Below are 20719 nucleotides of genomic sequence, written 5' to 3'. Positions count from 1 at the left end.
TTGGGCATGCGACCAATCGGAAGGAAATGGATGTATTTCACCGTCGAAACGGCGCCGTATCTACGCTTGCCGCTGTACAAGACCGTCCTGGGCGTGACTTGTGCGTTGCTGCTGATCGTCAACGGTTTCAGCCTGTTCCACAATTTGCAGGCGCTGCGCGGCGCCCAGGTGCTGCTGAGCCAGACCGCGCGCGTGGCCGACCGCCTGCAATACCTGAACGTGCTGGTACTCGATGCCGAGAGCAGCATGCGCAGCTATTTCCTGTCCGGCCGCGACGCCTATCTCGGCCCCACCCGCACCGCGCTGACCGATAGCGAAACCGAATTCAAGGAACTGCAGAAGCTGCTGGCGGACAATCCGTCGCAGCTGAAGAACCTGGCGCAATTGCAGACGCTGGTGCGCCGCCGCCTGGGCATCATGACCCAGGCCATCGACGTCTACCGCGATGGCGGCCTGCAGGAAATCGTCAACATCGCCAAGCTCAGCGACGACCGCTCCAGCATGGATGAGATCCGCCTGCTGGTGGTCATCATGGAGCAGGAACAGAACGAAACGCTCAACGCGCGCAGCGCCCTGTTCTACGAGCAGTACCACAAGGCGGTGCTGCTGGGGATGGGTATCAACGCCGTCGCCATCGTGGTGCTGATCATGTTCTACCAGCTGGTGCGGCGCAGCTTCGCGCACCGGGCGGCGGTGGAGCACGCGCTGCAAAGCGCCAACGAAAACCTGGAGTCGACGGTTCAGCAGCGCACCGAGCAGCTATCGGTATTGTCGCGCCATCTGATCAGCATCAGCGAGGAAGAGAAGGTGCGCTTGTCGCGCGAATTGCACGACGAGCTGGGCGCCAACCTGACCTCGATCAGCATGGATATCGCCGCCGTCACCCAGCAGTTGCGCAACACCCATCCGGAGCTGGCCGAACAGCTCAAGCGCGCACGCGGCACGCTGGTGGAAACGGTGGAAATGAAGCGCCGCATCGTCGAGAATTTACGGCCGAGCCTGTTGGACAACCTGGGCCTGTGCGCGGCCATCGAAAGCTATTGCGAGGAATTCAGCCGCCTGTCGCAGGTGCGCTGCGACTGCAGCGTGGCGGCCGACATGGAGGCCATGACGCGCTATTCCGGCGACCTGTCGATCGCGCTGTTCCGCATCGTGCAGGAATCGCTGACCAATATCCGCAAATACGCCAAGGCCAGCCGCGTGACGGTGACCTTGAATCGCAGCGGCGACGGCTTGATGTTGCGGATTATCGATGATGGCATCGGCATCGCGTCCGACACCATCGTCAAGCCGATGTCGCACGGCTTGCTGGGCATGCGCGAGCGCGCCTTGCTGCTGGGCGGCAGCCTGAACATCCGGCGCGGCCGCAACGATACGGGGACTTGCATTGAAGTGGCGATTCCGCTGCGCGGCGTGGAGCCGATGGCGGCGCCGGAGCACCGGCGCGTGGCCTTGCCGCCGGCGTTGACCGAGGTGATCAGCAGCGCGCTACATCAACCCGCAGACGATCAAACTCCGTCTTCGCTACCTTATAGCACTCGCCCGCATACGCCTCCAAGCCTGAGCGATCAAGCACAGTGATGTTGCCGCGACGGTAGGTGATCAGGCCGTCGTCCTGCAGCTTGCCGGCGGCGGCCGTGATGCTTTCGCGGCGCACGCCGAGCATGATGGAAATCATTTCCTGGGTCACCTTCAGCGAGTTCGATGGCGAACGGTCGAGGCGGTCCAGCAGCCAGCGGCACAGCTTTTGTTCGATCGAGCTGTGGCGGCCACCGACGGCGTTCTGCGCCATTTGTGCGAACAGGGCGGTGTTGTAGCGCATCAGCAGCGCCGGCAGGGCGCCGCCCTTGGCGAAGGCGTCGCGCAGGTGCTGGGCTTTCATGCGGTAGCCGTAACCGGCCGCCTGCACCACGGCGCTGCACATGGCGCGCTCGCCTTCGAACAGCGATACTCCTACAACGCCTTCATGGCCGACCACGGCGATCTCGGTGGTGGCGCCGTCTTCCATGACGTACAGCAGAGACACAATGGCGGTGGTCGGGAAGTGCACATATTCCATGGCATTGCCGAATTCAAACAGCTCTTTGCCAAACGGCAGTTGGACCAGTTCCAGGTGTTCAAACAGGGATTCGAGGACTTCGCGCGGCAGCGCGGCCAGCAATTCGTTCTGCTGGGCGCCGCTGTAGGTGACCGCAGGCCGGGGCGCAATTTTGTAGGCGTTTTTCTGAATTGCGGTGACTTGGGTGTTGTTCATCATGATCCTCACAAGCTAGTTACGTGTTGACGTAACTTTATGAGGATTGTTAATTGGCGAACATAAGATATGGGGACGCCCCAACGTAGGCGCAGGACAGCTCGGCTTGTAGGCATGTTCCTACAAGGGGGCCTGTCTTTCTCGTGAAGGCAGCGGCATAATGGCATAACTCCTGACGACGCGGCGCACGATTATGCATGTACTGGTGGTGGAAGACGATGCGGTATTGGCCGACGGCTTGAGCCGCGTGCTGGGCAGTCACGGCATGGTGGTGGAGGTGGTCGGCAACGGCGCCCAGGCCGATCAACTCCTACAGCGCGCGGTGCAGGCCGAGGTGGTGGTGCTCGACATCGGCCTGCCCGGCATGGACGGTTTCGAGGTGGTGCGCCGCCTGCGCGCGCGCGGCAGCGCCGTGCCGGTGTTGCTGCTGACGGCGCGCGATGCGGTCGAGGACCGCGTGCGCGGGCTGGAGCAGGGCGCCGACGATTACCTGGTCAAGCCCTTCGCCACCGCCGAGCTGGTGGCCCGCGTCAAGGCGCTGGCACGCCGCCACACGGCGCCGCAGGCCACGCTGGCGTTGGGCCAGTTGTCGCTGGACTTGGCCGCCAAGCGCGCGCGCGTCGGCGACAAAGTGGTGGAGCTGTCGGTGCGCGAGTGGGCGGTGCTGGAGTATCTGTTGCAGCACGCCGCGCGCGTGGTGTCCAAGCAGCAGATCATCGACGCCATCCTGCCCTGGGGCGACGACCTGACCCTGAACGCGGTGGAAGTCTACATCTCGCGCCTGCGGCTCAAGCTGGCCGACGCCGGCGTCACCATCCGCACCATACGCGGTTTCGGCTACATGCTGGAGGCAGCCGCATGACCAGCATCCGGCTGCGGCTGCTGCGCTGGGTGATCCCGCCGGTGCTGTTGATGAATCTCGGCGCCGGCGCCCTGGCCTACATGCTGGCCTCGCCGCACCTGCGCGAGGCGGTGCTGCGCACGCTAGTGCTGGTGGAGATCGTGTTCGCGCTGGCTTGCGTGGGCCTGATCTGGTTCTCGGTCAGCAACGGCCTGCGGCCGCTGAACCGCCTGCGTTCGCGGCTCAACCAGCGCGAGGGCGACGATCTGGCGCCGATCGCGGCCGACGACGTGCCCTACGAGCTGGAGCCGGTGGTGGGCGCCTTCAACGGCTTGCTGGCCAAGGTGGGCGAGGGCGCGCAGGCGCGGCAGGATTTCCTGGCGAATGTGGCGCACCAGCTGCGCACGCCGCTGGCCGGCCTCAAGACCCAGCTCGAATGGCTGGGCGCGCGCCACGACGAGCCGGAAACCGCGCAGTCGGTGCGGCTGATGCTCTCCGCCACCGAGCGCATGATACGGCAGACCAACCAGCTGCTGGCGCTGGCGCGGGCCGAGCCGCACCAGTTCGAGAAAGCCCGCCTGGAGCCGCTGGCGCTCGATGCGCTGGTGGCCGAGGCGGTGCAATCCTTCGTCGACCAGGCCACGCTGAAGGACATCGACATCGGCTTCGACCTGCAGCCGGTGACCATCACCGGCGACCGCTTCCTGCTGCGCGACCTGATCGACAACCTGATCGACAACGCCATCCGTTACACACCGCCGCACGGCACCGTGACGGTGACGGTGCGCCCCGGCTTGCTGACGGTGGAGGATAACGGCCCCGGCATTCCGCCGGCCAAGCGCGAGCAGGTATTCAGCCGTTATGTGCGGCTGGACGACAAGACCCACGGCAGCGGCCTGGGCCTGGCCATCGTGCGCGACATCGCCGTGGTGCACGGCGCGCGGCTGACGCTGAGCGCTCCGCCCAGCGGCCAGGGAGCCCTGTTCAGCGTGAAATTCAGCTAAATTTGCAGGATCTGTGCGTTTGTCAGGAATTTGTCAGGGTTTCCTCAGGGAAATGCAAGGCTGGCGCGCTACACTGTTTCTTGTAGGATTCATTTATACAAGGGACAGGGCCATGAACAAACATCTGCAACGCGGTTTCACGCTGATCGAGATCATGATTTCGGTGGCCATCATCGGCGTGACGATGGCGGTGGCGGTGCCGGCCTACAGCGATTACGTCACCCGGGGCCGCCTGAATGAAGCCTTCACCGCACTCGGCGGCGCGCAGCCGGCGGCCGAGCAGTACTGGGCCAACAACCGTACCTATGTGAACTTCGACGGCGCGCCCAGCTTCCCCGGCACCACCGCCAATTTCACTTACGCGCTCAGCAACGCCACCGTGTCTACCTACACGCTGACCGCCACCGGCACCGGCAAGATGGCCGGCTTCGCCTACACCCTCAACGAGAGCGGCGGCCGCGCCACCACCGCCAGCCCGACCGGCTGGGGCACCAGCGCCGTGTGCTGGGTCGACCGCAAGGGTGGAGCATGTTCAAACTAGGCCCGCCACCGGGACGTCGCGGCAGCGCCGGCTTCACGCTGGTCGAGCTGCTGGTGACGATCACCATCTTCGGCATCATGCTGGCGATCGGCATACCCAACGCCAGCAGCTGGCTGCTGACCAACCGCGCGCGCGGCGCGAGCGAGTTTTATGCCGAGGGCTTCAGCATGGCGCGCCGGCAAGCGGTGGCGCACAACGCCTTCAGCCGTATTTCGCTGACGCCCAACACCAATACCGGCCAGATGGACTGGCAGGTGGACCTCTGCTTTGTCGGCCTCAACAATACCTGTGGGGCCGACGACGACAGCTGGTCCACCACGGCGGCGCCCGCCGCCAACGACCCGGAGGGCGCGTCCGGCTTCCGCTCGATCTACCGCTCGGCCGACGCGCTGCCGTCGTCCGAGGTGCTGCAGCCGACCACGCTGCCGGTGGGCGCGTCGCAGGTGTATTTCACCGCCACCGGCTGGGTCAACACCACCTTCGACGACAGGCTGACCCAGCTGCGGCTCGACCCATCGACCAACTATGCCCATGAGGTGCCGGTGGTGGCGCTCAGCATCACGCTGGCCGGCGTGGCCACCAAATGCGATCCGACGCTGGCGGTCAGCGACAACCGGGCCTGCCCACCATGAACGCTTACGCCAAACGTCCACATCCTCGCCGGCGCCAGGGCGGCATCGCCTTGCTGGAGGCGATGCTGGCCATCGTCATCCTCGGCATCGGCCTGCTGGGCACGGTCGGCTTGCAGGCGCGTGCCTACTCGGCGCTGTCGGACGCCGGCATGCGCGCCGAAGCCACGCTGGCGGCCGAGAAGCTGATCGGCGTGATCAACGCCGACGTGCCCAATGCCGGCATGTATGGCCTGGCCGAAGGCGGCACCCCGAACGTCAAGCTGGCCGAGTGGGCCGCCGAGACGCGCAAGAACATTCCCGGCGCCGTGCTGTCGGTGCAGGTGCGGGACCAGCCGGCGCAAAGCCGCTACCAGGTCGATATTTCCATCCGCTGGCGGCTCAAGGCCAAGAGCGAGCCGAACCGCCACCGGGTCACTTCCTTTATCGCGCGCTGACATGAAAACCTTCACCCAACGCCGCCACGGCGGCTTCTCGCTGGTGGAACTGAGCGTCAGCGTGGCGATCGGCCTGCTGGCGCTGCTGTTCGCCACGCGCCTGGTCATCAGCGGCGAGGCCAACAAGGACGCCGCCGTCGGCGGATCCGACTCGATGCAGAACGGCATGCTGGCCATGTTCTCGCTCAGCAACGACGCCGGCACCGCCGGCTGGGGCTTGAACGACCGCACCGTCAACGGCTGCAACACCGTCTTCAGCGACCAGCGCGGCTATGCGCTGATGACGGCCAAGCAGGGCGGTGTCGATGTCACGCCGCTGGCGCCGGTGGTGATCCAGTCCAACGGCACGGCGCCGGACGTGATTTCATTCAACAGCGGAAGTTCGAATGCCGGTGTCGGCTCCATGCTGATGACGGCCGATTACGGCGGCGAGAGCTTCGTGGTCGGCGCGCAGGGTGCGCCTTACGGCTACAACCCCGGCGACGTGCTGGTGGTGGCGCCGCAAACACCGGACCGGCAGTGCACCATCATGCAGATCTCCGGCTTCAACCCGGCCAACGGCCGCAGCGCCGAGATGCTGCTGGGCGGCGGCAGCCAGTACCGCTACAACGCGGCCGCCAGCATGACGCAGGCCTACGCCAAGAACGTCACCTTCATGTACAACCTGGGCCAGCCGGACCAGCTGCACTTCCACACCTGGTCGGTGCAGAACGCCATCCTGCTGCTGCGCGCCACCGACCTGGCCGGGGCCGAGGAGAGCGGCGTTTCGGTGGCCAGCAACATCGTCTCGATCAAGGCCCAGTATGGCTTCGACAACCGCGCGCTGCCGAATTACGATCCTAACCCGGCCGGCAACGGCACGCAGATGCTGCCGACCGCCAACGGCGGCATGCAGATCACGCGCTGGAGCGCGCAGATGATGGACGCCGACAACGACGGCATCGCCGGCGCCCCCGGCGACTACCAGCGCATCGCTGCCGTGCGGATCGCCGTGGTGGCGCGCAGCAAGACCGTGGAAAAGCCGGACCGCAACGGCGACTGCAGCGCCACCACCGTGCTGCCGACCGTGTTCGCCAGCGCCGTGCCGTCCGGCGTGGCCGCCGTGCCGATGCAGGTGGCGGTGGCCGTGGCCGGCGACCCGGTCAACTGGAAGTGCTACCGCTACCGCGCCTTCGAGACCATCGTCCCCATCCTCAACTCCCAATACCGGCCATGATTACGCACACTTTCCGGCGCCAGCGCGGCATCGCCTTGCCCATCATGCTGATCATGCTGGCGGTGATGATGGTCAGCAGCATCTACCTGCTCAAGTCCAGCACCTCGAGCACGCTGACCACGTCCAACCTGGCGTATGAGGCGGCGCTGACCAAGGCGGCCGACGCCGGCCTGCACGCCGGCTTCACCTACCTGCGCAACGTGCCCAACAAGAACGACTTGCTGGCCGATCAGCCGGCCGCCGGCTACACGGCCACGCTGCCGCAGAACTGGACCGCCAGCAATCCGAATTTCTGGAACGGCGCCACCACCATGCCGGCCGATGCCGACGGCAACCGCGTGCAGTACGTGATCCACCGCATGTGCATGCTGGCGGGCGCCTACGACAACCCCAACAACCGCTGCCAGACCACGGCGCCGCGTCCCGGCACCACCGGCCCGCGCGCGCTGGGCGAAACCATGAAGATCGACGCTTCCAACCTGGCCGTCGCGGCGCAGATCCACTATGTGGTGACGGCGCGCGTGTCCGGCCCGCGCGGCGGCAATGTGGTGACGCAGGCCGTCATCATGAAAGGCCCTTGAGGAAACATCATGAAGAAGCTACTTTCCCTATTGACGATGTTGGCCATGCTGGCCGCCTGGCCGGCATCGGCCGCGCCGACCCAGATCGCCCAGGTGCCGCTGCTGAACATCACCGGCACCGGCAGCGTCAAGCCCAACCTGATGCTGTTGTTCGATAACTCCGGCTCGATGGAGCAGACCTACACGCCGGACTACGTCAACGACGGCCTGTGCCGCAGCGGCGCCACGCTGCAGGCCGGCACCATGGCCTGCAACGTCGGCCATCCGCCGTTCATGAGCCCGGACTTCAACAAGCAGTACTACAATCCGGCGATTTTCTACCAGGTGCCGATCAAGGCCGACGGCACCTTCTATTCGCAGCAGACGGCCGCCGCCACCACCAACTGGACGGTGGTGAGCAACGACGGCTTCGGCGCGCGCCGCGCCGACTTGTTCGGCAATACCGGCACCGACAACATCAACCTGATCACCGGCTACCCGGACCTGAAGTGGTGCAACTCCGGCGGCGCCTGCCAGTTCAACACCTCGACCTACACCTACCCGGACGCGACCTACAAGACGGCGACCGACATCACCACCGGGCCGTATTACTACACCATCGGCGTCGGCCAGTTCTGCACCGACGACACCATGAAAAACTGCAAGTCGACCTCGATCGGCGCGGCGGCGCCGGCCGGCTATCCGGTGCCGGTGCGGGTGCGCTGGTGCAGCGACCGCCTGCTGACCCAGTGCCAGGGCAAGCGCGTCGGCGCCTTCATCTACCCCGGCTATTCGTCGCCGTCGGGCGCCATCGCCTCCTACGGCACCATCGCCATCGGCGCCTCGGCCGGCGCCAGCTCGCTCAGCATCTCCAGTATCGTGATTGCCGAAGCGGGCGGCAACGTCACCATCACCAGCGGCGCGATGACCGCCAGCACCGGCACCAACACCGCGCTCAAGCAGCAGACCCTGGCCAGCACGGTGGCGGCCAACATCATCGCCCGCAGCACCACCAACCAGTACTACGCCTGCGTGCGCACGCCGACCGGCCAGCCCAGCGTGCCGGCCTGCAGCGTGTTCGGCATCACCCTGTCCGCCGACAACGTGGTGGCGGTGGTGCCGGTGACCTGCACCGGCACCAAGAACGTCAGCAACTGCGTCACCGTCAACGACAATTCGCGTTCAGGCTGGGGCTTCACCGTCACCGCCACCTCGGCGCGCATCGCGCCGGCGTATGTCACCTTCAGCGGCACCACCTCCAGCAGCGGCTCACCGGCCATCGGCACCACCAAATACAACGGCACCAATCTTTTCAGCAGCCTGGCGCTGGGCCAGAGCAAGACGGCGGCGCAGGTAGCCGCCTTGTTCATCACCCAGATCGGCACCGGCGGCACCTACAAGGCCTACGCCGGCAGCAACAGCAACTGCGTCAACAGCCTGCCGAACAACAGCGTGTGCGTGGTCGACAGCGGCGCGGCGACCAACACCGGCGCCATCGCCATGGGCAGCTTCACCAACCCCGGCTCGCTCAGCGCCAGCACCACGGCGGCGGTGATGGACACCATCCCGACCACCACGGCGGCGCTGTCGGCCGGCTCCGGTGCGCCCAATCCCTTCGTGCGCGTGAACATCGTCAGCGGCCGCACCTACCCGAAATCGGTGGACCGCATCGACTGCGCCGGCTCCACCTGCACCTACAACGAGGAGATGACCAACTTCGCCAACTGGTATGTGTACTACAAGAGCCGCCTGCAAATGATGAAGACCTCGGTCGGCATCGCGTTCTCGCCGATCACCGCCAACTACAAGGTCGGCTACGTGAAGCTGTCGGCGGCCGGCGCCGGCGGCGCCATCGACATCAAGCCGGCCGACTTTACCGGCAGCGCGCGCAGCACCTGGTACAGCACCTTGTACGGCACCACCACCTCCGGCTCGACGCCGATCCGCACGGCGATGGACAACGTCGGCCGCATGTTCGCCAACCTGTCCCCGTACAACTACGCGACCGGGCAGGAAGTGGTGCAGTACCCGTGCCAGCCCAACTTCATGATCCTGACCACGGACGGTTACTGGAACGGCAGCAGCACCGCCAACGTCGTCAACAACGACAACGTGGAAAATACGGCGCGCTTCTGCACCATCGCCGGCGGCTGCACCGACAAGCGCGCGCAGGCGCAGCCCTCGATCTCCGACGTCGCGCTGCATTGGTACAACGGCGGATCGAGCACCGGCACCGTGTCCTTGCGGCCGTCGCTGGAGCCGGACATGACCCGTCCCGGATCGGTGCCCGCCGCCGCCGGCGAGAACACCCACCTGCACATGAACACCTACGCGCTGGGCCTGGGCGTGGACGGGGTGATGACCTACGAACCCAATTACGACACCGCGCCCAAACCGGGCGGCGATTTCTACAACCTGATCACGCAGGCGCCGAGCGGCTGCCCGTGGAACGCCGGCGGCGCCTACGTCTGGCCCGATCCGGACACCGGCAGCACCGCCAGCACGGTGCAGGAGCGGGTGGACGACCTGTGGCACGCGGCCATCAACGGCCATGGCAAATACTTCAGCGCGCAGGACCCCAAGGACGTGGTCAGCGGCCTGCGCGAGGCGCTGTCGAATATGCAGGTGCGCACCGGCGCTGCTGCGGCGGCGGCGACGTCGACGCCGAACATCACGCTGACCGACAACGACATCTTCTCGGCCACCTTCACCACCGTGCACTGGTACGGCGAATTGACCGACCGCAAGATCGACACCACCACCGGCGATGTGATGAAGACGCCCAGCTGGAGCACCAGCAGCACAGTCGGCAAATCCATCGCCACCCGCAAGATCAAGATGATGCAGCCGGGGCAGGCGCCGGGCACCGATCCGGTGGACTTCACCTTCAATAATATGGACAGCACGACCAAGGCGTGGTTCGCCAACAAGTGCGGCACGCTGAGCCAGTGCACGCTGTTGTCGACCACCGACAAGACCATCGTCAACAGCGGCACCAACATGGTCGACTGGCTGCGCGGCGTGCAGACCTACGCCGACGACAACCTGTTCCGCGCCTACAGCTCGGCCACCGACGCCAACGGCACCATCGTGCCGATCGTGATCGGCGACATCGCCTCGTCCAAGCCGGCCTATGTGCGCGAGCCGCACAACAACTACCCGGATCTGGCCTACACCGACTACAAGACCGACTACGCCAACCGTCCCGGCACGGTGTTCGTGGCCGCCAACGACGGCATGCTGCACGCCTTCGACGCCGCCAACGGCAATGAACGCTGGGCCTATGTGCCGCGCATCGTCATGAGCAAGCTGTCGGCGCTGGCCGGCACCACCTACGGCACCAACCACCAGTTCACCGCCGACGGCTCGCCCGAAGTGGCGGACGTCAAGATCAACGGCCAGTGGCGCACCATGCTGGTCGGCGGCCTGAATGCCGGTGGGCGCGGCTACTACGCGCTGGACGTGACCGACCCGGCTGCGCCGAAGGTGATGTGGGAACTGTGCGCCGATGCCGCCGTCTGCCCGCAGCACAACGAACCGGAACTGGGCCTGAGCTTCGGCAATCCGCAGTTCGGCATCTGGCAAGGCAAGTGGGTGGTGTTCCTCACCTCCGGCTACAACAACATTCCCGGCACCGACGGCGTCGGCGTGGGCACTGGCACGGGCATGCTGTTCATCGTGGAAGCGGCCACCGGCAACGTGCTGGCGCGCGCCAAGACCAATTCCGGCGACACCACCACGCCGTCCGGCCTGGCCAAGATCACCGCCATCAGCAGCGACCCGCTGGCGGACGCCAAGGTCACCTACGTCTACGGCGGCGACGTGCTTGGCGCGATGTGGCGCTTCGACCTGACCGCCACCAGCGGCGCGATCTCGGTGCTGAAGATGGGCGATGCCGGCGCCACCAAGCCGATCACCACCCGGCCCGACGTCACCCAGTGCGGCGTGCCGGTCACCAGCACCGACAGCAACGGCGTCACCAGCACCCGGACCACCGCCACCCGCATCGTGTTGTTCGGCACCGGCAGGCTGCTCGACGTGCCGGACACCACCAACACGGCGGTGCAAACCCTGTTCGCGCTCAAGGACAGCGGCAACGCCATGGGCACCATCCCGACTTCCAGCCTGGTGCAGCAGACGCTGAGCGTGCAGGGCTCGTCGAGCAACCAGACCACCTACGCGGTGACCAACAACCCGGTCGACCTGACGCAAAAGGACGGCTGGTACTTCAACTGGAACCTGAACCAGGGCGAGCGCATGAACCTCGATCCGCAGATCGTCAGCGGCGTGGCGAACGTGATCACCAACATCCCGTCGTCGTCGTCGGCGTGTTCGGTGGGCGGCACCAGCAACCTGTATCAGGTGGACGTATGCACGGGGCAGGGCGTGAACGGCGACCCGGCCGGGACCACGCTGTCGAATACCTCGGCGGCGGTGGGCTTCATCATTGTGCGGCTGCCGAGCGGGCAGCTCAAGCTGATCACCACCTTCGCCGACGGCAGCAACTCCACCGTCCGCACCAAGGAGCTCGACACGGCGGAGGCGCACCGGGTCGGCTGGCGTCGTATAAAGGGACAATAACGGGTATAATCGAGGGTTCGCAGAACCGCTTTAGCTTGCCCTAGATTAGATCGCCCACATGGCCAACGATACCGAAAACACAATCCCCGACAACCAAGACGACGATGCGTCGACAGCCGCCAGCGCCAAGACGCCGGCGCTGATCGCGCGCGAAGTGCAGCGCCGCCGCACCTTCGGCATCATCTCCCACCCGGATGCGGGTAAAACCACGCTGACCGAAAAGCTGCTGCTGTTCTCGGGCGCGATCCAGATGGCCGGCACCGTCAAGGCCCGTAAATCGGGCCGCCACGCAACCTCGGACTGGATGGAGATCGAGAAGCAGCGCGGCATTTCGGTGGCATCGTCGGTGATGCAGTTCGAATTCCGCGACCACGTGGTCAACCTGCTGGACACCCCGGGCCACCAGGACTTCTCGGAAGATACCTACCGCGTGCTGACGGCGGTCGACTCGGCGCTGATGGTGATCGACGCCGCCAAGGGCGTGGAAGCGCAGACCATCAAGCTGCTGGACGTCTGCCGCATGCGCAACACGCCGATCGTCACGTTCATGAACAAGATGGACCGCGAAACGCGCGACCCGCTGGAACTGCTGGACGAGCTGGAATCGGTGCTGAAGATCCAATGCGCGCCGGTGACCTGGCCGATCGGCATGGGCAAAAGCTTCCGCGGTGTGTACCACCTGCTGAACGACACCATCATGCTGTTCAAGGCTGGTGAAGAAAAGGCCGACGGCGCGTTCGAGATCATCGAAGGCATCGACAACCCGCGCCTGCAGGAGATGTTCCCGCTCGAGATGGACCAGCTGCGCATGGAAGTGGAGCTGGTGAGCGGCGCCTCGACCCCGTTCAACCTGGAAGAATTCCTGTCGGGCGTGCAGACGCCGGTGTTCTTCGGTTCCGCGATCAACAACTTCGGCGTGCGGGAGATTCTGTCGGCGCTGGTCGACTGGGCGCCGGCGCCGCGCGAGCGCGACGCCACGGTGCGGGCGGTCGATCCGAAGGAAGAGCCGTTCACCGGCTTCGTGTTCAAGATCCAGGCCAATATGGACCCGGCACACCGCGACCGCATCGCCTTCCTGCGCGTATGCTCCGGGCGTTTCGAGCGCGGCATGAAGGTCAAGCACCTGCGTTTGGGGCGTGAAGTGAAAGTATCGTCGGTGGTCACGTTCATGGCATCGAGCCGTGAACAGGTGGAAGAAGCATACGCCGGCGACATCATCGGCCTGCCGAACCACGGCAACATGCAGATCGGCGACTCGTTCTCCGAAGGCGAAATGCTGACCTTCACGGGTATTCCATACTTCGCGCCGGACTTCTTCCGCTCGGTGCGCATCCGCAACCCGCTGAAGATCAAGCAGCTGCACAAAGGTCTGCAGCAGCTGGGCGAAGAGGGCGCGGTACAGGTCTTCAAACCGGTGCAGGGTGGCGAACTGGTACTGGGTGCGGTCGGCGTGCTGCAGTTCGAAGTGGTGGCGAGCCGCCTGATGAACGAATACGGCGTCGACGCGGTATTCGAAGGCACCAGCATCAGCAGCGCGCGTTGGGTATCGAGCGACGACAAAAAAGCGTTGCTGGACTTCGAAGACCAGCTCGGCCACAACGTCGCCTACGACGCCGCCGGCAACCTGGCCTACCTGGCGACATCGAGTGTCAACCTGCGCCTGACGCAGGAACGCTGGCCGAAACTGCAATTCCACGCCACCCGCGAGCACTCCGCCAAGCTCGTCTAAAATCCGGGGTCAACATTCGGGGTCAGTTCCGACATTCGGACACGAGCCCAACCGTAGCGGCTGCTACGGTTGGGCTCGTGTCCGAATGTCGGAACTGACCCCGAATTTAGTTGGTGGCAAGGGCGCGGAGCAGGGCCGGGATTTCGGCGCTGATTTCGCGCGCCAGGTAGCCTAGCGGCCCGTGTTTGAGGGCCAGTTGTTCTCCCGCCATCGCGTGCAGGGCCACGCCCCAGGCTGCCGCTTGTTCCAACGAGGCGCCGCGCGCCGCCAGGCCGGTGATGATGCCAGCCAGTACGTCTCCCGATCCCGATATTGCTAAACCCGTGTTGCCGCCTTCGTGGCGCCATTGCTGCGCGTTGACGTCGGCGATGACGGTGATCGCGCCTTTTAGCGCTACCGTGGCATGCCAGCGCTGGGCTGCGAGCCGGGCGGCGGCTTCCGGCTGCGCCTGGATGTCTTGCTTGTCGGCACCGGTCAGGCGGGCCAGTTCGCCGGCGTGAGGCGTTAGCAGGGTAGGACTCTGGAAGCGGAAGCCGGCTGGATCGGATTCGGCGCCGCGGCTGACGATGGTCATGGCGGCCGCGTCCAGAATCAGCGGCCCATCGATGCAGTGTGGGAGCAGGGTGCGTACCAGTTGGCAGCAGGCGGTGTCGTCCTGCATGCCGGGGCCGATCAGCACCGCGCTGGCTTGCCGGCAGAGCTTGTGTACTTCAGCGGCGTTGTCGGCAATGAGGCCGCCGTCCGGCGTTTCCGGCAGGCCGATGACACGCGCTTCGGGGACGGCAACGCCGATTTGTGCTGCTGCGCTGGCGGCTGTGGCGATGACTAGTTTGCCGGCGCCGGCGCGTAGGGCTGCTGTGGCGGCCAGTAGCACGGCTCCCGGCATCTCGCGCGATCCTGCAACGATCATCACGTAACCGCGTTCATTTTTATCTGCGTTGGGGCCAGGCATGGCCAGCGGCCAGTCCCGCAACAGGCGTGCGCTGATGTCGTTGTTCATGATTTCGGTGCGGTTGGCTGGTCTTTCTGGGCCGTGATGGGCGTTCCGGTCTTTTCCAGGGGGGCTACAAAGTTGGCTTGCACCAGTTGCAGCTTGCCGTGTTTGCCGACGGAGGAATCGAATCGATATTCGGTGATGCCGCAGTTGGGTACATCTCCGGCCCGGTCGATGGCCAGGATGCCATCTTCATCGAGTCGCTCCAGCAGGTAGCGGAAGCAGTTGACGATGACCTGATGCGCGACGATGAGTACACGTTCGCCGTGGTATTCGCGCGTTATCGTGTCGATAACGCTGCGCAGGCGCAGGATGACGTCGCACCAGCTTTCGCCGCCCGGTGGCCGGAAGTAGAATTTGCCGACGTGGGCGCGCTGCTCAGCCAGCTCCGGGTATTTGTCGCGTATCCCAAGCGGAGTGAGTCGGTCGACGATGCCGAATTCTTTTTCGCGCAGCCTTTCGTCGCCCACGACGGCCAGCAATTGGTCGCGGCTCAGGTGGTCGATGACGATTTTCGCCGTGTCGCGCGCCCGGACGTAGGGGGAAAACAGGACCACGCTGGGTTGTGCTTCCGGTCCCATAGCCTGGAACCAGCCGCTCATGGCGTGGGCTTGTCGGTGTCCCAGTTCGGAGAGGGGGACGTCGACGTCCCGGTCGGCGATGTCGATCAACAGTTTGTTGCCGGCTTCGGCGGCGTCGCGCGCGACGTTGCCGGCGCTTTGGCCGTGCCGGACCAGCCAGAGTTGCTGCGGCCATTTTTGTTCCATCAGCGACCTCCCAAGTCGAGTTCCACCCACGTCGGAGCATGGTCGCTGGGCTTCTCGCGCCCGCGCGCTTCGCGGTCTACGCCGGCTGCTTTCAGTGCCGGCGTCAGGGATGGACTGAGCAGCAAATGGTCTATGCGTAACCCGGCGTTGCGCCCGTAGGCATTACGGAAGTAATCCCAGAATGTGTAAATGACCTCGCCCGGATGTTTCTCCCGCAGCGCATCGCACCAGCCTTGTTTTATTAAGCGGTGAAAGGCTTCCCGGACTTCCGGGCGGAATAAAGCGTCATCCACCCAGCGCTCAGGCTTATAAACATCGAGCTCGGTGGGCATGACGTTGTAGTCACCGGCGAGAACTGCGGGAGCGCCGCTTTCTATTATCTTTGCCGCGTGCAGAATAAAACGTTCAAACCATTTTATTTTGTAATCGAATTTAGGTCCGGGTGCGGGATTGCCATTCGGTAGATATAAGCCGCCGATTAAAATGCCTTCCACCATCGCTTCAATATAGCGGCTTTGCACATCGTCGGGATCCCCAGGCAGGCCGCGTCCCGTTTCCAATGGCTGTTGGCCGCGCGCCAATATGGCGACGCCATTCCAGCTTTTTTGTCCATGCCAGATCGCGCCGTAGCCGATGTTATTAATAGCCGACTCCGGGAATTTCTCCTGCGGAGCTTTAAGTTCTTGCAGACAGACGACATCCGGCCCGGCCTCTTCCAGCCACTGGAGCAGGGCAGGCAGGCGGCTTCCGATGCCGTTGACGTTGAAGGTGGCGATACGCATGCATGAAGTATAAGCATCCCATCCGCTGCCGCCGGTGCGGGAACGCACGCAACGCAAGGGCTGGAGCCCCGGATTCAGACCAAGAATTGGCACGATCAAACCAGTTCCTGGTGTCGAATGAAGAAGATGCTTGACATGCCGTCCAACGTAGTCTACTGTATTAATCAACTAATACACCGATACGAATGCCATGACCACACATACGGCTTCACTGTTCACGATAGCGACCGGTTCGTCCGATCCTATTTACAGGCAATTAATTGAGCAGGTGCGTCGATTAATTGCCGCCACCGTTTTAAAACCCGGCGATGTTTTACCGTCGGTGCGGGATGTTGCTCTTACATTAGCAGTCAATCCCATGACGGTTTCCAAGGCTTATAACATGATGGAAACCGAAGGTTTATTAAGCCGCGCACGCGGCATCGGCATGCTGGTGGCTGAAGTGCAGTCGTCGGCCGGACGTGAAAACCTTTTAATACCGACCCTGGAACGTGCCGCTGCCGAGGCCCGTCAGCTGGAAATGGACAATGAAACCGTGCTGCAGTTATTCGCTAAAATTCTTGGAGAAACTAAATGAAGCCCTTCGTCGTTGAGATGAGTAATTTGCATAAAGCCTTCGGCCAGCAGCAGGTATTACAAGGCGTGAATTGGTCGATTGAATCCGGTAAGGTTATTGGCCTGCTCGGACGTAATGGCGCCGGTAAATCAACTTTATTGGAATGCCTGCTCGGATTACGCGAGGCGGATGTCGGCGGCAGCCGTCTGTTCGGCCAGCCGGTGGAGGCGCTGAGCGACGAAATCCGCGCCAACATCGGCTACGTGCCGCAGAAATCCGAGCTGTTCGAGTGGTTGACGCCTTTGCAACTTCTGGACTATTTCAAGGCCCTGTATCCGCGCTGGAATCAGGCCAAGGTGGACGGCCTGATGCAGCGCTGGGGCTTGGCGGGCGAGGCGGCGAATAAGCAAATCAGCAAGCTTTCCGGCGGCGAGAAGCAGCGCCTGTCCATCATCCGCGCGCTGGCCCATGACCCAAAACTGTTGGTGCTGGATGAGCCGGTCGCCAGCCTGGACCCGGTCGGCCGCCGCGATTTTCTGCAGGAGCTGATCAACGGCGTGATCGAGCGCGACACCACGGTGGTGTTCTCCACCCACATCCTGTCCGATCTGGAGCGGGTGGCGCTGGATGTGGCATTCTTGCAAGGCGGCAAGATCGTCCTGCAAGGCGCCCTGGATGAGTTGCTTGAAGGTAAAAATCTCAGCCTGGAAGACCTGTTCGTCGAGGTGACCAAATGAACCCAGCCTATCGCCAGAGTCTGCTGCACTTGATGCGCGACCGCTCCACCAGCGGCATGCTGATACGCCTGAGCTGGTTTATCGCCGCCTGCCTGGTCGGGCAGGTCATATTTGGATATTACTTTGGCAACCCGGTGTTTGGCGACGCGTTGATGTTCTTCCTGCTTAGCAGCCTGGGCTACATGTGGTGCGGCGCGTATCTGAAAAGCGCCGTGCTGCAAAATCAACCGGCGCATGCGCTGGTGCCCGGCATGCGACGCTGTTTGATGCAGTTGACTGCCGGTTTGTTCCTCGCCAGCACGCTGGCGACCTCGGTGCTGTGCTGGCTGCTGCTCGGCCACTTCGGCTACGGACTGCTGACGGGTGGTGTATTCACCATTTACGTGATGTACGCGCAGCGCTATCAATGGCTGAACCTGCTGCCGTCGGCGGTGATTGTCGCCTCGATTTCCATCGCCAAGCATCCGCTGGATAAGTTGATTGCGGCGGGAGACCGCTTCGGCGAACCGCTGGTGACGCTGATCGGCGTGGTGCTGCTGGCGCTGGTTGGCGCACACGCCATGAAGACCGTATTTCCGCACGGCGGCGACCGCCACTGGACGTGGTACGCCTGTTACACCCGTCAACTGGCGCGCTCCAAGGGCACGATCGTGATCGGAGAGCCGGGCGGCGGCGTGCGCTGGCTGGCCTGGCTGCGCGGTCCCTACAACGCGGCGTTGCGTGCCGACAGCCGCCACGGCGCCAGCCAGGGCAGGCAGATGATGCACGTCCTGGGCGTCAAGGCGCATGACGCCGGCGCCATCGCTTATGCCTTGGTGTCGGCTGTGCTGATGGCGTTTGTGGCGCGCTATCTCGCCGATAAAAGCGGTCCAGGTGTGATTCTGTTCACCAGCACCATGATGCAGGGCATGCTGATGACGAGTGTGCTGCTGTACGCCTGCACGGTCAGCGCGCAAGCGGTGCGGTTCAGCGGCGAACAGGGCCTGTATCGCCTGACGCCGGCCGCCCCCGCTGCCGCGCGCTTCAATCGGGTGCTGTTGGGCATGCTGCTGTTCCGCTGCCTGCGCCTATGGTTGATTTCCACGGTGGCCGTCGTGTGTATCGATGTGGTCAGCCTCGGGCGACTGGAATTGCGCGGCATTACCTATGCGCTGGCGATGCTGACGCTGCCGTTTGCCTGTCTGCTGATGCGCGACTATGCCAGCGCGCCCACCGTGCCGCGCGCGCTCTTGCCGATGGCGATGAGTTTGTTGATCGTTGCCGCGTACATCGCGCTGGCGGTGGTGGAGCAAGCACATCCGGATTTGCCCTTGTTCTGGTTCGGCAGCGGCGTGGCGCTGGTGACGGCGCTCGTGCTGCGGCTACGCTGGCAGCAACTGGTGGCGTCGCCCACGCTGCTGCCCGCCGGCCGCATGGCGGTCTAGTTGGTTTGCAGGACCAGGCCCAGCGTGATCACTGGTTCGCTGGCGCCGCGCGTTAGCCGATTGCCCCAGGTGGCGTCGATTTGCAGGTGATCGGGTATCAGCGCATGGGCAAAGCCGAACTGGTAGCGCGAACCGTTGCGCTGCTGGCCGAAGGTTTCGGCGATGAACGAATTGCGCTCGTTCAGCCTGAACTCGGCGCCGATGCCCCAGGTGGCATCGGTCCGCCGCTCTGTGTGCGTGCGCATTGCGCCGGCATTCAGGTGCAACAGCACGCTGTCGTCGCGCAGCGAAAAGCTGACCGGCACGTTGGCCGAGATATCGCCATCAAGCCCGCGTCCAGTCCGAAATTGATTGGCCAGCACCAGGCCCACGCCCCAGTCGCCGGCTTCCAGTGGCTTGAACACGGTCTTGGCCTGAAGTCGACCGTAGTGGGTGATGCGCGTGCCGATTTTCACCCATGCGCCGCCGGCCGCAAGTTCCCACGTACCGCCCACGTTGCAGGCCGGTGTCAGCCAGTATTCGCGCGCGGCATCCGAGCGTAGGGCATAGGTCTCCAGCTGACATTGGCCGGGCGTGACAATGGCTGCATCGTCCACCGTCATCGGGCGGCCGGCGAGGGCGGGCAGGGTGGCGAAAGCAAGGATGCAGGCGCAGACGGCGTCTCCGGCCGCGCGGCGCGACCGGATCAGGGTGTTCAGCAAGATCATCAGGTTGTCAGTTTCTGGTAGGCGCTGCTAGTGTAGCGTCATCAGATGAAGCTGTGATGACAGCCTGACCTTCCAGCAGTCAGGATTCACGCGTGCCGCGCCCCAGCCATAAAACGTCCACAATCGCGCCCACCCAGCAGACGATGCACACCAGCGAGGCCAGGTTGGTGGCGGTATTGTCGATGCCGGAAGCGTGGATGCGTTCGACGATCGCGATCGGATCCAAGCCCAGCCTGCCGGTCTCGATCTCCTCGACCAGCTGCGATGCCAGTACCAGCACGCTGCGCAGCAGATAAAACGCCGCAGCCAGCGTCGGCACGATGAACAGCAAAGCCCGTCGCCCGCGCGACGGCCGCAACGCCAAGTGGCCCAGTCCGGGAAAAATCAACGCCGATATCAAGACCGCCTTGGTGCTTGCTTTCATGTCGCTCCTGTTGTTACTTTGTGACTATTGATCGAACGCAAGATTGCGTCGCGGCAGCCAGCGTAGATTACAACATCTTGGCTGTCAGGGGGAATCATGCGCGAGTTCATGGCGATGGGGTTGATGGTGTGCTGCGTGGCGCAGGCCGCGCCCAATGAAAAGGACGCGGTGGCGCTGGCCGAGAAAGGCGCCCAGTTCGTGCGCACGCACGGCAAGGCCGAGATGGTGGCCCGCATCAACAGCAAGGATGCACAGTTCAACCAGGGCGCGCTGTACCTGGCGATGCGCGACCTGAACGGCATCACGGTGGCGCATCCGACCACCGCGCTGATCGGTAAGAACCTGCTGGAGGTGCCGGACGCCGACGGCAAGCTGTTCCGCCAGGAGATGCTGGCCCTGGCGAAAGGGCCGGGGCACGGCTGGGTCGACTACAAATTCCGCAATCCCGAGTCGGGCAAGGTCGAGGCCAAGCGCACCTACGTGCTGCGCGTGGACGACGTGGCCCTTGAAGCCGGCATCTACAAGCACTGAGCGGC

20 protein-coding genes are annotated in these 20719 nt (G+C 64.1%); 14 read left to right on the top strand and 6 right to left on the bottom strand.

The annotated features are described in order from the left end of the window. The first annotated feature begins 30 nt into the window (after nt 1-30). Nucleotides 31-1581 carry a CHASE3 domain-containing protein gene (locus ACXZ1M_RS00750; RefSeq protein ID WP_459051344.1) on the top strand — a complete coding sequence of 517 codons (1551 nt, stop codon included), beginning with the start codon at nt 31-33 and terminating at the stop codon, nt 1579-1581. Here ACXZ1M_RS00750 and ACXZ1M_RS00745 read toward each other — a convergent pair. Next, the gene (locus tag ACXZ1M_RS00745) at nt 1478-2254 is read right to left on the bottom strand and encodes a Crp/Fnr family transcriptional regulator (RefSeq protein ID WP_459053946.1); all 777 of its coding nucleotides are present in this window, start codon (nt 2252-2254) and stop codon (nt 1478-1480) included. The genes ACXZ1M_RS00750 and ACXZ1M_RS00745 overlap by 104 nt on opposite strands. Before the next feature lie 193 nt (nt 2255-2447). Between ACXZ1M_RS00745 and ACXZ1M_RS00740 the strand changes: the two genes are divergently transcribed. The 9 genes from ACXZ1M_RS00740 (at nt 2448) to ACXZ1M_RS00700 (ending at nt 13792) form a co-directional block, all read left to right on the top strand. Next, complete coding sequence (locus tag ACXZ1M_RS00740; RefSeq protein ID WP_459051343.1) at nt 2448-3116, top strand: response regulator transcription factor; 669 nt, start codon at nt 2448-2450, stop codon at nt 3114-3116. Further along, complete coding sequence (locus ACXZ1M_RS00735; protein ID WP_459051342.1) at nt 3113-4099, top strand: sensor histidine kinase; 987 nt, start codon at nt 3113-3115, stop codon at nt 4097-4099. Before ACXZ1M_RS00740 ends, ACXZ1M_RS00735 begins: the two co-directional genes overlap by 4 nt. A gap of 112 nt (nt 4100-4211) precedes the next feature. Next, the gene (locus ACXZ1M_RS00730; RefSeq protein WP_459051341.1) at nt 4212-4640 is read left to right on the top strand and encodes a type IV pilin protein; all 429 of its coding nucleotides are present in this window, start codon (nt 4212-4214) and stop codon (nt 4638-4640) included. Beyond that, nucleotides 4628-5272 carry a prepilin-type N-terminal cleavage/methylation domain-containing protein gene (locus ACXZ1M_RS00725; protein ID WP_459051340.1) on the top strand — a complete coding sequence of 215 codons (645 nt, stop codon included), beginning with the start codon at nt 4628-4630 and terminating at the stop codon, nt 5270-5272. Before ACXZ1M_RS00730 ends, ACXZ1M_RS00725 begins: the two co-directional genes overlap by 13 nt. Beyond that, entirely contained in the window at nt 5269-5706 is a 438-nt protein-coding gene (locus ACXZ1M_RS00720; protein WP_459051339.1) for a type IV pilus modification PilV family protein, read from the top strand. The genes ACXZ1M_RS00725 and ACXZ1M_RS00720 overlap by 4 nt, the downstream gene beginning before the upstream one ends. Nucleotide 5707: 1 nt before the next feature. After that, nucleotides 5708-6922, top strand: a complete 1215-nt coding sequence (locus tag ACXZ1M_RS00715; RefSeq protein ID WP_459051338.1) for a PilW family protein — start codon at nt 5708-5710, stop codon at nt 6920-6922. Then, nucleotides 6919-7503 (top strand): pilus assembly PilX family protein, encoded by a 585-nt coding sequence (locus ACXZ1M_RS00710; protein ID WP_459051337.1) that lies wholly within the window; start codon nt 6919-6921, stop codon nt 7501-7503. Before ACXZ1M_RS00715 ends, ACXZ1M_RS00710 begins: the two co-directional genes overlap by 4 nt. 9 nt (nt 7504-7512) lie before the next feature. Further along, the gene (locus ACXZ1M_RS00705; RefSeq protein ID WP_459051336.1) at nt 7513-12063 is read left to right on the top strand and encodes a pilus assembly protein; all 4551 of its coding nucleotides are present in this window, start codon (nt 7513-7515) and stop codon (nt 12061-12063) included. Nucleotides 12064-12121: 58 nt separating this feature from the next. Next, entirely contained in the window at nt 12122-13792 is a 1671-nt protein-coding gene (locus tag ACXZ1M_RS00700) for a peptide chain release factor 3 (protein ID WP_459051335.1), read from the top strand. Nucleotides 13793-13898: 106 nt separating this feature from the next. Here the strand turns inward: ACXZ1M_RS00700 and ACXZ1M_RS00695 are convergent, their stop codons facing one another. From ACXZ1M_RS00695 to xth, 3 genes are read right to left on the bottom strand one after another with little or no spacing between them, the layout of a single operon-like run. Continuing rightward, complete coding sequence (locus tag ACXZ1M_RS00695) at nt 13899-14792, bottom strand: NAD(P)H-hydrate dehydratase (RefSeq protein WP_459051334.1); 894 nt, start codon at nt 14790-14792, stop codon at nt 13899-13901. Then, nucleotides 14789-15553, bottom strand: coding sequence for a histidine phosphatase family protein (locus ACXZ1M_RS00690; protein ID WP_459051333.1), 765 nt, complete (start codon nt 15551-15553; stop codon nt 14789-14791). Before ACXZ1M_RS00690 ends, ACXZ1M_RS00695 begins: the two co-directional genes overlap by 4 nt. Then, a complete protein-coding gene (gene xth, locus ACXZ1M_RS00685) occupies nt 15553-16335 on the bottom strand; it encodes an exodeoxyribonuclease III (protein ID WP_459051332.1) in 783 nt (260 codons plus the stop codon). Before xth ends, ACXZ1M_RS00690 begins: the two co-directional genes overlap by 1 nt. A 190-nt stretch (nt 16336-16525) precedes the next feature. Between xth and ACXZ1M_RS00680 the strand changes: the two genes are divergently transcribed. The 3 genes from ACXZ1M_RS00680 to ACXZ1M_RS00670 are packed head-to-tail and all read left to right on the top strand — an operon-like array spanning nt 16526 to nt 19052. Continuing rightward, nucleotides 16526-16912 (top strand): GntR family transcriptional regulator, encoded by a 387-nt coding sequence (locus ACXZ1M_RS00680; RefSeq protein ID WP_459051331.1) that lies wholly within the window; start codon nt 16526-16528, stop codon nt 16910-16912. Further along, nucleotides 16909-17628 (top strand): ABC transporter ATP-binding protein, encoded by a 720-nt coding sequence (locus ACXZ1M_RS00675; RefSeq protein ID WP_459051330.1) that lies wholly within the window; start codon nt 16909-16911, stop codon nt 17626-17628. Before ACXZ1M_RS00680 ends, ACXZ1M_RS00675 begins: the two co-directional genes overlap by 4 nt. Further along, nucleotides 17625-19052, top strand: a complete 1428-nt coding sequence (locus ACXZ1M_RS00670) for a hypothetical protein (RefSeq protein ID WP_459051329.1) — start codon at nt 17625-17627, stop codon at nt 19050-19052. Before ACXZ1M_RS00675 ends, ACXZ1M_RS00670 begins: the two co-directional genes overlap by 4 nt. Here the strand turns inward: ACXZ1M_RS00670 and ACXZ1M_RS00665 are convergent. Both ACXZ1M_RS00665 and ACXZ1M_RS00660 read right to left on the bottom strand, forming a co-directional pair. Next, complete coding sequence (locus ACXZ1M_RS00665; RefSeq protein WP_459051328.1) at nt 19049-19759, bottom strand: hypothetical protein; 711 nt, start codon at nt 19757-19759, stop codon at nt 19049-19051. The genes ACXZ1M_RS00670 and ACXZ1M_RS00665 overlap by 4 nt on opposite strands. 79 nt (nt 19760-19838) lie before the next feature. Then, a complete protein-coding gene (locus ACXZ1M_RS00660; protein WP_459051327.1) occupies nt 19839-20183 on the bottom strand; it encodes a hypothetical protein in 345 nt (114 codons plus the stop codon). A 96-nt stretch (nt 20184-20279) separates the two neighbouring features. On the opposite strand from ACXZ1M_RS00660, the gene ACXZ1M_RS00655 reads away from it, so the two are divergent. Beyond that, nucleotides 20280-20714 carry a cache domain-containing protein gene (locus ACXZ1M_RS00655; protein WP_459051326.1) on the top strand — a complete coding sequence of 145 codons (435 nt, stop codon included), beginning with the start codon at nt 20280-20282 and terminating at the stop codon, nt 20712-20714. Nucleotides 20715-20719 lie beyond the last annotated feature (5 nt).

The sequence above is a fragment of the Duganella paludis genome, from assembly GCF_054461335.1.
This window is presented reverse-complemented; position numbering and strand designations above follow the sequence as displayed.